This is a genomic window from Providencia vermicola (assembly GCF_020381325.1).
Taxonomy (GTDB): domain Bacteria; phylum Pseudomonadota; class Gammaproteobacteria; order Enterobacterales; family Enterobacteriaceae; genus Providencia; species Providencia vermicola.
This window is the reverse complement of the sequence record NZ_JAGSPI010000004.1, coordinates 83,946-97,862: the sequence shown is the minus strand read 5'-3', so window position 1 is coordinate 97,862 and position 13,917 is coordinate 83,946. Positions and strand designations below refer to the sequence as shown.

The following is a 13,917-nucleotide window of genomic DNA, read 5'->3' as shown; positions in this document are numbered from 1 at the left end:
TATTCCCCGAACTTTGAAAATTACAGTAGGATAGTGGCATTGAAGTATCCGTTACCGTTTATTGAAGGGAGTATAAAATGGCAGAGCTTTTATTAGGCGTTAATATTGACCACATTGCGACAGTCAGAAATGCACGAGGGACGCAATACCCTGACCCTGTGCAGGCCGCATTTGTTGCTGAACAAGCAGGTGCAGACGGTATCACAGTACATTTACGTGAAGACCGCCGTCATATTACGGATAGGGATGTTGCGCTACTCAACAAAACAATACAAACGCGTATGAACCTTGAAATGGCAGTAACGGATGAAATGGTTGATATTGCTTGCCGTATTAAACCTGCCTTTTGTTGTCTTGTTCCTGAAAAGCGTGAAGAAGTGACCACTGAAGGTGGTTTGGATGTTGCAGGTCAAAAGCAAAAAGTGGCAGATGCAGTGAAGCGCTTAACTGACGCAGGTATTTTAGTGTCTCTATTTATTGATGCTGACCATGCACAAATTGATGCCGCTCAGGAATGCGGAGCACCATTTATTGAGATTCACACTGGTGCATATGCAGATGCAAAAACGGAACAAGAGCAAGAGTTAGAGTTCCGCCGTATTCGTGATGGCGTCACTTACGCGGCAGGCAAAGTTATCAAGGTGAATGCAGGGCATGGTTTGACTTATCATAATGTTCAACGTATCGCACAATTACCTGAAATTTATGAGTTAAACATTGGTCATGCAATTATTGGTCGAGCATTGTTTAGCGGGCTCGCACAAGCGGTTGCTGATATGAAAAAAATCTTATTAGAAGCGCGTAAATAATGGCAATTGTTGGGCTAGGAACAGATATCGTTGAAATAACGCGTATTGAATCTGTTATTGAACGTACAGGCGACAGCTTAGCCAAGCGAATTCTGACTGAGAAAGAATTTTTGCAATACCAGCAGCAAGCAAAGCCTGCTCGTTTTTTGGCGAAACGATTCGCAGTGAAAGAAGCAGCAGCTAAAGCGTTGGGAACGGGCATCCGTAATGGTCTAGCATTTAATCAGTTTGAAGTGACGAATGATGAGTTGGGTAAACCATTGCTGAATTTAAAGGGTGAAGCATTAAAGTTGGCGGAAAGCTTAAGCGCAACCCATTTCCACGTATCAATAACGGATGAACGGCATTATGCGTCAGCTACTGTGATTATTGAACGCATTAGTGATTGAATTTTCTTCTGATAGGCTGAATGTAAAGCTGCCAGAGGCATCTGGCGGCTTTACAAATAAAGTTATAGTGAGTGGGATTAACGTTAGATTTTATCTGCGTGATGGATAGCGACAAATTTGTCCCACAACTGTTCTTCAGTTTCTATGTGCTGAGGGTCAGTAATAATGGTGTTAGTAATAGGGCAAACGGACTGGCAAGTCGGTTTGTCATAGTGGCCAACGCACTCTGTGCATAAGCTTGAGTCAATTTCATAAATTTCAGCGCCCATAAAAATTGCATCATTAGGGCATTCGGGTTCACACATATCGCAATTGATACATTTTTTGGTAATTAACAGTGCCATTTATAATAACTTGCATTCAATTAAGTTAAAAATCAGTAACTTATATCTTGCACCTATTCGTTACTTCCAGTTTGGGTTTTACTTAAGCTATATTTCGTATTGAAAAACAAAAGGTTGTAATATAGAAGCACTGCATTTTACATATAATACATGTATCAGTGAGTGTATCTAGATTCTGTCGCCATAAAACTATTTTAAACGCCCTGAGCTGTGGAGTCGAATAAATTACACCAGTACTCTTTTTTATCCATGATTAATATCATGATAACAAGAGACTACAGATAGAGTGATGCTATAAAGCATTGCACTAATCTTGTTTCTGAGGTTAATAAAACGATTAAAAAATTTTTTGTATAATTATCTATTTTGAGAGAAATTTCATTTTATAAACTCTGTGATTAAGGGAATTCAAGTCTTATCCTTTTGGGGATGGTCTAACCTGTTGTTTTTAAAGGTTAAACCAAATTGATGGTAGTATTCACAAATAACGAAATATATGGTAGTAATAATAAAAAATATAAAGGAATGCAAACATGTTTGAAACTCTCGGGGTTCTTAACTTCTGGACTTATCTTGCTGGATTAGTCTTCATTATTATTGTACCAGGGCCTAATTCGATTTATGTACTCAAAACGAGTACTTCCAGTGGTGCTCGGTATGGCTATCGAGCTGCACTAGGCGTTTTTACAGGTGATGCCATATTGGTTTTTTTATCTTTTATCGGCGTAGCATCTGTGATTAAAGCATCTCCAACCCTTTTTATGATTGTTCGCTATCTTGGCGCGGCTTACCTTTTATATCTCGGTTGTAAAATTTTATACGGTACTTTAAAGCGCAAGCCACAGGTTGAGGGCGAAGAGGTTGCAGTGACAGTCAGGTCAGAAAACCATTTTGTTCGCGCTTTAGCGTTAAGTCTTACGAATCCAAAAGCGATTTTATTTTATATTTCGTTTTTTATTCAATTTGTTGATTTTAACTACGCGAATGCGTGGGTACCATACCTTGTTTTGGCGACAATCTTAGAGTTAGTCAGTTTTTTATATTTAAGCATACTGATTTTTAGTGGCTATTTGATTGCTAAATTTTTACGTGAGAAAAAAATTCTCGCAAAATTGGGTAATTGTACCGTTGGGGCCTTCTTTATGGGCTTTGCAGCAAAGCTGGCATTGAGTAATTAGTTTGTTGGCTGAAGAATCTCAAGATTAAGATTTAAAATTGCAGTCACTCTGACATTTGGTAATAATTAGCTTTCAAGTTAAGTGCCCAGAGGTAAGAGTGACACAAATAGAAATTGATGAATATTGGATGAAGCAAGCCCTTGAACTTGCTTTAAAAGCACAAGATGTGGGTGAAATCCCAGTAGGTGCATTATTAGTTAAAGATAATCAGTTAATCGCCTCTGGTTGGAATCGTTCGATTCTCGACCATAACCCGACCGCCCATGCTGAAATTATGGCTTTGCAACAAGCAGGGCAAACACTGAGTAATTATCGTCTGCTTGATACCACGTTATACGTTACTTTAGAACCTTGCATAATGTGTGCAGGTGCGATGATCCATAGCCGTATTAGGCGCGTTGTTTATGGTGCGAAAGATTTTAAAACAGGCGCCTGTGGTTCTTATATCAACATCATGGAACAAGCAGGGCTAAACCATTATGTGGAAGTCACAGGGGGAGTTTTAGCAGAAGAATGCTCCTCAATGCTGAGTGCTTTTTTTAAAATGCGTAGAACACAGAAAAAAGAACAAAAGCGCCAACAGAATTAACGCTTTGTGAATTGATGCAAAAAAGCCGATTAAGGTGTTGAATTAGGTGTTTTAAGAGGGGAAATGAACGCAGGACTTTGTTCAGATTCAGCTTCTTTGGGTTCAGGATGCAATGAAATGAGGTATTGGCCGAGTGATGTTTTCGCGTTTTCATTGCTATCTTGAGACAACTTTGATGAGTTCAATCCCCCTAAATAGGGAAGATGACCATTTTCAGGGATGGGTGATTGGTTTTCAATAGCTTTAGTCTCTTTCGTTTTTAAGTTTTCAGGCAAAATTAAATAGGTTAAAGACTGTTGGGCAATATCCAAAGCATGCTGTTTACGCTCTTGTGTTTGAAGGTATCCCACTAAGCTTTGATGGTATCGGCGGATATTTTCCACATAACGATAAGCTTCATGCCCACGTGCATAACCATAAGTAAGCTGTGAGTAATATTTCTTCTGGGTTAACAGTGGAAGCCGCGCTTTAACATCGAGCCATCTATCTGGGTCACCACCAAGCATCTGAGTTAATTTTCGTACATCTAACATATGCCCATAACCCATATTATAGGCAGAAAGTGCAAACCAAATACGGTCATCTTCCGCAATAGTTTCTGGCAACCTTTCCATTATATAAGCAATATAGGCTGCGCCACCTTTAATGCTTTCTTCTGCATCTAACCTGTCTGAGATACCCATCGTCGCAGCTGTAGGTTTAGTTAACATCATTAAACCGCGTACACCTGTTGGTGAAGTCGCAAGGGGGTTCCAATGAGACTCTTGCCACGCAATTGCGGCGAGGAGTTTCCAATCAATCACTTCAGCATATTTTTCAAATAATGGCTGATATTCAGGTAGTTTATTATCGATTGCTTTAATAAATGCCATTGTGTCGAAATAATCGAACGATTCCACATGGCTAAAATATTTCTCATTCAAGCGAGCCAAAAGCTCCGTTTCATTGCCTTGGTTGAAAAAATCAAGTAGGGCAGCATCTAAACTATTTTCTTCACCACGGCGCATATACCAAGTAACAGCATGATCATCGAGTAAATCAAAGGCGACGGCTATCTGTGGGTGAATGCGCTGTTGTAATGCAACGGCGATAGAGTCCTCTAGGGTATAGTCGATTTCACCATCAGCAAGCATTTCAAGGATCTGATTTGTATTGTATTTAGAGGTCTCTTCCCATTTTAAGTTTGGGTATTCTTTGGCAAGCTCTTTTAAGGTGCTTGCATGGGCAGTGCCAGAAGTGACAAGCAGCTTACCGTTGATGTCATTAAACGATTTAGGGCGTGTTGAACCTTTACGATAGACCAATTGCTGAGTCACAGTTAGATAGCTTGGGCCAGTTTTGGTCTTAGTTAATCGGTCTTTATTATAGAGTAGCCCAGCAACGGCGATATCAGCATCACCATTTTCGAGGTCGACAAAAATTTGCTCGAATGTCGGGCGGATAGTAATTTTAAGTTTGACTCCTAGGTACGAAGCAAAGCCTTGAGCAAGCTCGTAGTCAAAACCACGAAGCTGTTTTTGCTCATCTATATAGATAAGTGGCGAGCTGACGGCACTAATACGTAATTCACCTTGTGACAGTATTTTATTAATTTGTGAATCTTGCGTATTGGGCCAGCGGATATTAAAGCCGATGACCATTGAAGCCAGTAGCGCGATAACCACGATGATTAAGTAGTTAACTTTTATGTTATTCAAATAATAATTTCTCGTGCAGTCACTGGTGTTGTGTGGTGTCTAAAAAGAGTATGGTTAAGTAATGGTTATAATTCCAGTGGTTGGGTATTTTGCTCAACAATTATGATCGGTGCAACCTATATTATCGTATTTAGCACATAATAATATTTAACTAATCGCTTTATTTTTAATCACGCAAACGGTTTCGTATTGATGAACATTGCTCTATAATGGGTTCCAATTTCCCTGCATTCATGTTCAGGGCCGGCGTTTAAAAGAGAGAAATTAAGACTATGGAAATTTTGCGTGGTTCACCTGCTCTATCAGCATTTCGTATTACCCGCCTTTTGGCGTTGTTTGCAGAAAAACAATTGCCTGTAACAGATATCTATGCTGAATATATGCACTTTGCTGATTTATCAGCGCCGTTAAGTGATAGTGAGCAAGGCAAACTGAGCAGTTTGTTAAAATATGGTCCTTCCCTAACTGAGCACGACCCATTCGGTAAATTGATTTTAGTTACTCCACGCCCAGGTACAATTTCTCCTTGGTCATCTAAAGCAACGGATATTGCTCACAACTGTGGTCTTACCCAAGTTAAACGCATTGAACGCGGTATTGCCTACTACGTTCAGGGAAATGCATTAACGCAAGCACAGTGGCATGAAGTGATTGCACTGTTACATGACCGTATGATGGAAACAATTTTTTCTTCTTTTGAACAAGCAGGTGCTTTGTTTGCACACCAACAGCCTGCGCCAATGAAAACCATCGATATTATCAAAGGTGGACGCCAAGCACTGGCAACAGCAAATATAGAAATGGGTTTAGCATTGGCGGATGACGAGATTGATTATCTGCAAGCGGCTTTCACTGGGTTAAAACGCAACCCAACAGACGTTGAGTTATATATGTTTGCGCAAGCGAACTCAGAACATTGCCGCCATAAGATTTTTAATGCGGATTGGGTCATTGATGGCCAAGAACAGCCTAAATCGCTGTTTAAGATGATCAAAAATACGTTCGAAAAAACGCCTGATCACGTGCTATCTGCTTATAAAGACAATGCTGCGGTAATGGAAGGCTCTGTCGTTGGGCGTTTCTTCCCAGAACCAGAAGGCCGCACGTATCGTTATCACCAAGAAGACACCCACATTTTAATGAAAGTGGAAACCCATAACCACCCAACGGCTATTTCACCATGGCCCGGTGCAGCAACAGGTTCTGGTGGGGAAATTCGTGATGAAGGCGCGACAGGTCGCGGGGCAAAGCCCAAAGCGGGCTTAGTGGGCTTTTCAGTGTCTAATTTACGTATCCCTGGGTTTGAACAGCCTTGGGAAGAGGATTTTGGTAAGCCAGAACGCATTGTGAACGCACTGGATATCATGATGGAAGGCCCGCTTGGAGGGGCTGCGTTCAATAACGAATTTGGTCGCCCTGCATTATTAGGCTACTTTCGCACATATGAAGAGAAAGTAAACAGCCACAATGGTGAAGAATTGCGTGGCTACCACAAGCCAATTATGTTAGCGGGTGGTATTGGTAATATTCGCGCGGATCACGTGCAAAAAGGTGAGATCACCGTCGGCGCGAAACTGATCGTGCTAGGTGGCCCATCAATGAATATCGGTTTAGGCGGTGGTGCGGCGTCATCGATGGCATCAGGTCAATCAGATGCCGACTTAGATTTTGCGTCAGTTCAGCGGGATAACGCCGAAATGGAGCGACGTTGCCAAGAAGTGATCGACAGATGTTGGCAGCTTGGTGATGATAACCCAATTTTATTTATTCACGATGTAGGCGCGGGGGGATTATCCAATGCCATGCCAGAACTCGTCAGTGATGGCGGTCGTGGTGGCCGTTTTGAATTACGTAAGATTTTGAACGACGAACCAGGTATGAGCCCATTAGAGGTGTGGTGTAACGAATCTCAAGAACGCTATGTGATGGCAGTGGCACCTGAGAAGCTGGCTGAGTTTACAGCGATTTGTGAGCGTGAACGTGCGCCATTTGCGGTGATTGGTGAAGCGACAGAAGAACGCCATTTAACCTTAAATGATGCGCATTTTGATAATCAACCGATTGATATGCCACTGGATGTTTTACTGGGCAAAACGCCAAAAATGCTGCGTGATGTAAAAACGCTCAAAGCAGTGCCTGATGCATTAGATAGAACCGCGATTAATTTAAATGAAGCCGTCAAACGTGTTTTACACTTACCTGCGGTTGCAGAAAAAACCTTCTTGATTACGATAGGTGACCGTACGGTAACGGGAATGGTTGCTCGTGATCAAATGGTGGGGCCTTGGCAAATCCCAGTGGCTGATTGCGCGGTCACAACGGCGAGCTTAGACAGTTACTACGGTGAGTCCATGTCAATTGGTGAAAGAACGCCAGTGGCATTAGTGGATTTCGCTGCTTCTGCGCGTATGGCGGTAGGGGAAGCACTCACTAACCTTGCTTGTTCTTATGTGCAAGACCTTAAACGTGTGAAATTATCTGCAAACTGGATGGCAGCAGCAGGTCACCCAGGGGAAGATGCTGGGCTATATGAAGCAGTAAAAGCTGTCGGTGAAGAACTTTGTCCTGCACTGGGCTTAACTATCCCAGTGGGCAAAGACTCCATGTCGATGAAAACCCGCTGGCAGCAAAATGGTGAAGATCGTGAAATGACATCACCATTGTCATTGGTGATAACAGCGTTTGGTCGCGTTGAAGATGTTCGTTTAACCGTAACGCCTGAATTAAAAACGGTAGAAGATAACGCATTGTTATTAATTGACTTGGGCGAAGGCCAAAACGCGTTAGGCGGTTCAGCGCTTGCACAGGTTTATCGTCAACTCGGTAATAAAGCGCCAGATGTCCATAACCCTGAGCATTTACTCGGTTTCTTCAATACCATTCAAAAACTGTTATCAGAGCAAAAATTGCTGGCTTACCACGACCGCTCAGACGGTGGTTTATTCGTTACCTTAGCGGAGATGGCATTTGCAGGTCATTGTGGAATTAATGTCGATATCAGCTCATTTGATGAAGACACCTTAGCTGCATTGTTCAACGAAGAATTAGGTGCAGTCATTCAAATCAATGGCGCTGATAAAGATTACGTTGAAGCGTGCTTTGCAGAGGCGGGTTTAGCGAATTGTGTGCATTATTTAGGCTCTGCAATTCATGACGATATCGTGATCATCAATAGCCGTGATACCGTAGTTTACCGCGAGTCACGCAGTTTACTGCGTCAATGGTGGGCAGAAACCACATGGCAGATGCAGCGCCTGCGCGATAACGAAGTGTGTGCAGATGAAGAGCATGCGCTGAAGCAAGATAACCAAGACCCCGGCTTAAATGCCAAACTAACTTACGATATCGAAGACGATATCGCGGCACCGTTTATCTTATCGGGTGTGCGCCCGAAAGTTGCCGTGCTGCGTGAGCAAGGGGTTAACTCCCACGTTGAGATGGCAGCAGCCTTTGACCGTGCAGGTTTTGATGCAGTTGATGTGCATATGAGCGATTTACTGGCGGGTAACGTATCTCTTGAGCAATTCCAAACGCTGGTGGCGTGTGGTGGTTTCTCTTATGGTGACGTATTGGGTGCAGGGGAAGGTTGGGCGAAATCTATCTTGTTCAACAACCAAGTGCGTGACGAGTTTGCCGCGTTCTTTAATCGCCCAGACACCTTATCTTTGGGTGTATGTAATGGTTGTCAAATGATGTCCAACCTACATGAGCTGATCCCTGGTGCAGAGTTCTGGCCGCGTTTCGTTCGTAACCGTTCAGAGCGTTTTGAAGCTCGCTTTAGCCTAGTAGAAATCGCCAATAGCCCATCATTGTTACTGCAGGACATGGCGGGTTCTCGTATGGCGATCGCGGTTTCTCATGGTGAGGGACAAGTGGAAACTCGTGCTGCAGCACATCTTCAGCAATTAGAAGATAATGGCTTGGTGGCTATGCGTTTTGTGAACAACTATGGTCAAGTGACGGAACAATACCCAGCGAACCCGAACGGTTCAGTTAACGGTATTACGTCAGTGACATCAAAAGATGGCCGTGCAACGATTATGATGCCGCACCCAGAGCGTGTTTTCCGTACAGTGAGCAACTCTTGGCACCCAGAAACATGGGGCGAGGATAGTCCATGGATGCGTATTTTCCGTAATGCACGTAAGCAATTAGGCTAATAATCAGTAAGCTAATTGAATAAATATCAGGCCAGTTGATTTGTTCACTGGCCTGTTTTTTATCTCTTAAGAATATAATGATTAGTTCAAGATAAATTCTTGGTTTAATCCATTGTAAGTTTTCACGCTGACTTTTAGCCCATCATCTACTTCAGTGAGTTTAACTGCTTCAATTTCATTGCAATCAGCACCGACGGCAGTGGCTTCCTCTAACTCTAAGCGCTTATTTTTCTTATCAATAAAATACCATTTACCTGCGGGGCAAGAAATACCCGCATCTTCACGCAAAAGCGCCCAACGGTCAGTTTCATGGACTTGTGACCCAATACCAAAGTACGCATCACCCACACTAATCCAGCTAACAGCAGCGCCTTTGCCACATTGCTCACAGGATACTTCACCACCATCATGAATTTTAACTTGGTCGGTACGCGCGGCAGCGGACATTTGCCAAGTTAAGGCAGAAACGGCGAGAGCTGTAATTAATAATTTTTTCATCAGGTTATGTCTTATTAAAAGGAGGTATGGCTTTAATTTTACCATTGAGGATAAAAGATAAAGGCAAAAAATAGCAGGGTAAAGAGCGGGATATTGGGGGGTTAAATGAATGACGCCCTATCTGCAAAGCGGATAGGGCGTATAGCTGGGTATTATTTCCAGAAACGATTAATTTGTTCGCGCAATGCTTCTGCGGTTTGCTTGCCTTTTTCACCCACTAAGGCACGTCCTGCAATAAAGGCTTTGGCTTTAATACCATTAAATAAGTGAATATCTTCAGGTACGATGCCGCCAGTAATTGATAGTGCTAAGCCTAAATCAGACAATTTGCGCATTTTTTCGATATCTTCATTGGTCCAGCCAATACCAGCAAGTTCAGCATCACGAGAACGATGGTAGATAGCTTGAGTAATACCTAAATCCACCCAATTTTTTGCATCTTCAAATGTCCAATTGCCGTAAATTTCAATTTGAATTTCACGCTTAAATTCGTCAGCCACTTTCTTACAGGCTGCAATGGTGGCAATATGCGCCGCTGCTGACACCGTGATCCAATCTGCACCTGCCTCAAATGCCATTTTTGACAAAATAGCGCCACCGTCAGTGGTTTTCATATCGCAAACCAGAATGTGGTTTGGGTATTTTTGGCGTAGCGTCGACACTGCATTCATGCCATCGGCAAACGCTAAAATTGTACCCACTTCAATGATGTCAACAAAAGTGTGTACATTTTCAGCAACGTCCAGTGCTGCAGGTAAGTTTGTTTGGTCTAACGCAATTTGGATCAACGGTTTAGTCATGGTTTTATCCTTGAATTTTTTCTCGTATCAAACGGGCAAGTCCGTCATGATTGTTATCAGTAGCGCAGATAGCATTAGCTTGTGCTTTGACTGCGTCATCAGCGTGAGGCATCGCAACACCCAACCCTGCGTATTGGATCATGGAAATATCATTATGGTTATCGCCGACGGCAATCACTTGCTCAGGCTTGAGGCCGAGTTGGTTAACGTATTGCGCTAAGCGCATGCCTTTGTTATTGCCTTTACAGGCGATATCAATGCGGTTGACCCATGAACGTTCGGCAGTGAATTTGTCATTCACCCACGAGACATTCATTAATTGTTCAATGGCATTAGGGTCACCCTCAACAACAAATTTCCAAACATAATCGGTATCACGAACCTGCTCTTCAAATGAATCAATACGGTAGATTTTAGGGGGATGAGCAAGGCTTGGATCCGCTGCCCACTGTTCCATATCTTTCATATAGTCAATCGGTTGTGATTTTGAATAGGTCATTTCATTGGTGGTATACAGCACGAGTTTAAATTGGTTTTTTTGCGCCAATTCAATAAAGGCTAAGGCATCTTTTTTGGCAATTGATGTTTGTGTGAGCACCTTTTCGTTCTGATAATCATAGATATAGGTACCATTACAGCAAATAACTGGCGTGGTTAACCCCAGTTCATCGTAATAAGGGCGCGCAGCGGTGTGGTGACGTCCCGTGACAATTATCACGTGGCAGTGTTTCGCCGCATGTTGAATAGCAGACCTCACTTCTGGGTGGATAGTGTGTTGAGCTGTCAGAACCGTCCCATCTAAATCTAATGCGAGCACTTTATACATATCAAAGACTCCTTTTAAGCGTTTTTCGCGAGTGCCTCATCAATCACGCGATATACATCGTCGGCTGTGTGGCATTGGCGTAGTTTGTTAAGATCGACACCCGTTTCACTGTCTTCATCGTCAAGAACTTGGGTGACCTCCATCAATCCTTCCATATGTTCGTCCGAAGAGCTACCCGCAAGTGTAATTAAAACGTCGACAGGCTCATCTTCCCCATCAAAAATAACGGGTTTTTCTAAGGTGACTAAGGCAAAAGCAGTGCGAATAACGCCATCTTCAGGCCGCGCGTGGGGCAGGGCTAAATGCGGGGCGATGCAGATATACGGACCCAGTTTTTCAACACTGCTGATAATGGCGTCATGGTAAGTCGGTTTGATTGCACCAGAGGCAACCAGCATATCTGTGCCAATTTTAACAGCATCGCGCCAATGGGCTGCATTGGCATGGAGTTGAATAGAATTATTGTCGATTAATGATTGTTTGAATCCCATTATGACTTCCTCTTGGGTGATAATTGCCTCGATAGCTATAGGGGACGTTTATCGAGGCATCAACATGATTAATTACGAATAAAATTGGTGTGAATGATATTTAGCAACTCATCACCGAATGAATTAGGATTGAGCATGTTTTGTACGCCAAGGACGAACTTACCTTCACCTGGGTCCATTTCTGAACTTAAATGTTTTGACGAGACGATAATGTCTGTTGCTGTTAATTTCGATTTATAGTCGGATACCGCACAGGAATCCATAACGTGTGGGATGCCTTTTTTCTCAAGGTATTGGCCAATTTTCATTTTCATCATCATGGAGGAACCTTGCCCATTACCACATACCGCTAGGATGCGCACAGGTTTGGCACCACTGTGTTCAAGTGGGGTAGATTCAACGTCTTCTTCTACTGTTTCAATGGCCGCTTCAAGGGCACCTTCGGCATCCTCTTCTGCTCGCAGTTTTTTCGCGGCAAAGTACATGTAGACAAGGGCAAGAGCGACGATCACAAAGAAGAACATTTTTGAGAATGACAAGCCTTGCATAATCACTGGGAACGCTAATGCCCAGTCAGCCATACCCATCCAGCCACTAAAATCCGTGCCTTGGCGGTTGATTAAGTCAATCGCCCATGCAGATCCTAAAATTTCGATGACGCCCATTACAAAACAGACTTTCATCACGGCTTTCCAGCCACCAAAGTGATTAGCGAAAATACCGATGGTCGCATTGGAGAAGAACATCGGAATAAAGCCAGGGATGATCATAATGGGTGAGTTGAAGGCCAACATGCCTAATACAGCAGCAAATTGACCGATTGCACCCCACATAAAGCCGAAGACCATCGCATTTGGCGAGAACGCATAGATAGCGGCACAGTCGATGGCGAGCACGGCATTAGGAATAACGCGTTCGGAAATGCCTTTAAATGCTTCAGAAAGCTCTGCAACAAACATCCGCACACCCGTCACGATAATTTGAATGGCAACGGCAAATTTCAGTCCTGTTTCAATAATGTAGATAGTCCAATGCGTGGTACCTGCCATGGTTTGCAGGTTAGTTAGACCAAAAGAAATCAAAATAACGCCAAAAAAGAGCGTCATCACAATGGCCGTCGCGGAGATGCTATCGTGGAAAATATGCAGCCATTTTGGCAATTTTAAGTTATCAACACTGTCTTTTTTATCGCCAAGTTTTGGGGCAACCTTGGTGGCTATCCAGGAGGCAAACTGCTGCTGGTGGCCGATAGAAAAACCAGCACCGCCAGTCACTTCTTGCGTTGGTTTAAACATAATATTGGAGGAGATCCCCCAGTACAGCGCCATCAAGACTGCGGAATACAAAATAGTTTCCCACATGCTTGAACCCAGCACAAAATAGAAAACAGCAATCAAGCCAGCTTGCTGGAACATGATATGGCCTGTCAACATGATGGTACGAATACCTGTGATGCGGCGAAAAAGCACTAAAAGAATATTAATCGCGAGGGCTAACAACACGGTATAGCCGACCCACGAATAGTTATCACCCATGGTTTCCATGGTTGCCATCATTGAGGTGTATGGGTCGATAACTGAACCTGTGAGGCCATGATATTCAGACATTTTTTCAATAACAGGTTTAAAGCTAGATACCAAGGTGCTGGCTCCGACACCCACTAACATAAAGCCAACAATCGTTTTGATTGTTCCCTTGAGAATTGTCGTTCCATCGCGCTTTAGCAACCAGTAACCAATGAAAGTGACTAAGCCGAGTAACAGAGGCGCTTTAGTCATTACTTGGCTGTAAAAAATATAGAAAGCGTCGTATAAAAAATCCATATTTTTACCTCTAATCAAATTGTATTTGTAATTTATAGGGGTCAGAGATTAATCATATTGATCGTATCTGGTGTTATTGCGATATAATCATTTAAAATGGATAAACGGTCGCGCAAAAATCAATTATGATCAAATGTAATCACGAATTGCTCTTTTATGATTGTTTGCATTTGTCTGTTTTTTTACCAGTAAAAAAATAAATAAATGGCGACTTGATCACGTAAAATTTAAAATAATGTTTTAAATCAATATGATAATTTTATTTATATCAAATATCAATTTTTTGCTCAGGCAAAGGTTGACAATATTGGAT

Annotated in this window: 12 protein-coding genes; 5 read left to right on the top strand and 7 right to left on the bottom strand. The window is 42.7% G+C overall.

Annotated elements, in window-relative coordinates; all coding sequences use genetic code 11:
• The first annotated feature begins 77 nt into the window (after positions 1 to 77).
• Both pdxJ and acpS read left to right on the top strand, forming a co-directional pair.
• Positions 78 to 809 (top strand): pyridoxine 5'-phosphate synthase, encoded by a 732-nt coding sequence (pdxJ, locus tag KDJ85_RS07085; protein ID WP_225819048.1) that lies wholly within the window; start codon positions 78 to 80, stop codon positions 807 to 809.
• Positions 809 to 1,198, top strand: coding sequence for a holo-ACP synthase (acpS, locus tag KDJ85_RS07080; protein ID WP_225819047.1), 390 nt, complete (start codon positions 809 to 811; stop codon positions 1,196 to 1,198). Before pdxJ ends, acpS begins: the two co-directional genes overlap by 1 nt.
• Positions 1,199 to 1,281: 83 nt before the next feature.
• Here acpS and KDJ85_RS07075 read toward each other — a convergent pair whose 3' ends face one another.
• A complete protein-coding gene (locus KDJ85_RS07075; protein WP_225819046.1) occupies positions 1,282 to 1,542 on the bottom strand; it encodes a YfhL family 4Fe-4S dicluster ferredoxin in 261 nt (86 codons plus the stop codon).
• A 533-nt stretch (positions 1,543 to 2,075) separates the two neighbouring features.
• Between KDJ85_RS07075 and leuE the strand changes: the two genes are divergently transcribed.
• Positions 2,076 to 2,720: a leucine efflux protein LeuE gene (gene leuE, locus KDJ85_RS07070; protein WP_225819045.1), complete on the top strand. Its 645-nt coding sequence runs from the start codon at positions 2,076 to 2,078 to the stop codon at positions 2,718 to 2,720.
• Positions 2,721 to 2,817: 97 nt separating this feature from the next.
• The gene (tadA, locus tag KDJ85_RS07065) at positions 2,818 to 3,309 is read left to right on the top strand and encodes a tRNA adenosine(34) deaminase TadA (RefSeq protein WP_225819044.1); all 492 of its coding nucleotides are present in this window, start codon (positions 2,818 to 2,820) and stop codon (positions 3,307 to 3,309) included.
• Between the two features lie 29 nt (positions 3,310 to 3,338).
• Here tadA and mltF read toward each other — a convergent pair whose 3' ends face one another.
• Positions 3,339 to 4,949 (bottom strand): membrane-bound lytic murein transglycosylase MltF, encoded by a 1,611-nt coding sequence (mltF, locus tag KDJ85_RS07060; RefSeq protein WP_377210612.1) that lies wholly within the window; start codon positions 4,947 to 4,949, stop codon positions 3,339 to 3,341.
• A 329-nt stretch (positions 4,950 to 5,278) separates the two neighbouring features.
• On the opposite strand from mltF, the gene purL reads away from it, so the two are divergent.
• Positions 5,279 to 9,166 (top strand): phosphoribosylformylglycinamidine synthase, encoded by a 3,888-nt coding sequence (gene purL, locus KDJ85_RS07055; protein WP_225819042.1) that lies wholly within the window; start codon positions 5,279 to 5,281, stop codon positions 9,164 to 9,166.
• An 81-nt stretch (positions 9,167 to 9,247) separates the two neighbouring features.
• Here the strand turns inward: purL and KDJ85_RS07050 are convergent, their stop codons facing one another.
• From KDJ85_RS07050 to KDJ85_RS07030, 5 genes are all read right to left on the bottom strand, one after another.
• On the bottom strand, positions 9,248 to 9,664 hold the full coding sequence (locus KDJ85_RS07050; RefSeq protein ID WP_225819041.1) for a hypothetical protein: 417 nt from the start codon (positions 9,662 to 9,664) through the stop codon (positions 9,248 to 9,250).
• A 152-nt stretch (positions 9,665 to 9,816) separates the two neighbouring features.
• The gene (locus KDJ85_RS07045; RefSeq protein ID WP_225819040.1) at positions 9,817 to 10,464 is read right to left on the bottom strand and encodes a 3-keto-L-gulonate-6-phosphate decarboxylase UlaD; all 648 of its coding nucleotides are present in this window, start codon (positions 10,462 to 10,464) and stop codon (positions 9,817 to 9,819) included.
• 4 nt (positions 10,465 to 10,468) lie between these two features.
• Positions 10,469 to 11,290: a Cof-type HAD-IIB family hydrolase gene (locus tag KDJ85_RS07040; protein WP_225819039.1), complete on the bottom strand. Its 822-nt coding sequence runs from the start codon at positions 11,288 to 11,290 to the stop codon at positions 10,469 to 10,471.
• Positions 11,291 to 11,304: 14 nt separating this feature from the next.
• Entirely contained in the window at positions 11,305 to 11,781 is a 477-nt protein-coding gene (locus tag KDJ85_RS07035) for a PTS sugar transporter subunit IIA (protein ID WP_206082498.1), read from the bottom strand.
• A 68-nt stretch (positions 11,782 to 11,849) separates the two neighbouring features.
• The gene (locus KDJ85_RS07030) at positions 11,850 to 13,604 is read right to left on the bottom strand and encodes a PTS ascorbate-specific subunit IIBC (RefSeq protein WP_225819038.1); all 1,755 of its coding nucleotides are present in this window, start codon (positions 13,602 to 13,604) and stop codon (positions 11,850 to 11,852) included.
• Between the last annotated feature and the right edge of the window lie 313 nt (positions 13,605 to 13,917).

What these genes read in the sequence shown, in the direction of transcription:
- KDJ85_RS07050 (WP_225819041.1), bottom strand. Translation starts at nt 9,664, where the DNA reads ATGAAAAAATTATTAATTACAGCTCTCGCCGTTTCTGCCTTAACTTGG.
- leuE (WP_225819045.1), top strand. Translation starts at nt 2,076, where the DNA reads ATGTTTGAAACTCTCGGGGTTCTTAACTTCTGGACTTATCTTGCTGGA.
- KDJ85_RS07040 (WP_225819039.1), bottom strand. Translation starts at nt 11,290, where the DNA reads ATGTATAAAGTGCTCGCATTAGATTTAGATGGGACGGTTCTGACAGCT.
- mltF (WP_377210612.1), bottom strand. Translation starts at nt 4,949, where the DNA reads ATGGTCATCGGCTTTAATATCCGCTGGCCCAATACGCAAGATTCACAA.
- KDJ85_RS07035 (WP_206082498.1), bottom strand. Translation starts at nt 11,781, where the DNA reads ATGGGATTCAAACAATCATTAATCGACAATAATTCTATTCAACTCCAT.
- KDJ85_RS07075 (WP_225819046.1), bottom strand. Translation starts at nt 1,542, where the DNA reads ATGGCACTGTTAATTACCAAAAAATGTATCAATTGCGATATGTGTGAA.
- purL (WP_225819042.1), top strand. Translation starts at nt 5,279, where the DNA reads ATGGAAATTTTGCGTGGTTCACCTGCTCTATCAGCATTTCGTATTACC.
- KDJ85_RS07045 (WP_225819040.1), bottom strand. Translation starts at nt 10,464, where the DNA reads ATGACTAAACCGTTGATCCAAATTGCGTTAGACCAAACAAACTTACCT.
- acpS (WP_225819047.1), top strand. Translation starts at nt 809, where the DNA reads ATGGCAATTGTTGGGCTAGGAACAGATATCGTTGAAATAACGCGTATT.
- pdxJ (WP_225819048.1), top strand. Translation starts at nt 78, where the DNA reads ATGGCAGAGCTTTTATTAGGCGTTAATATTGACCACATTGCGACAGTC.
- KDJ85_RS07030 (WP_225819038.1), bottom strand. Translation starts at nt 13,604, where the DNA reads ATGGATTTTTTATACGACGCTTTCTATATTTTTTACAGCCAAGTAATG.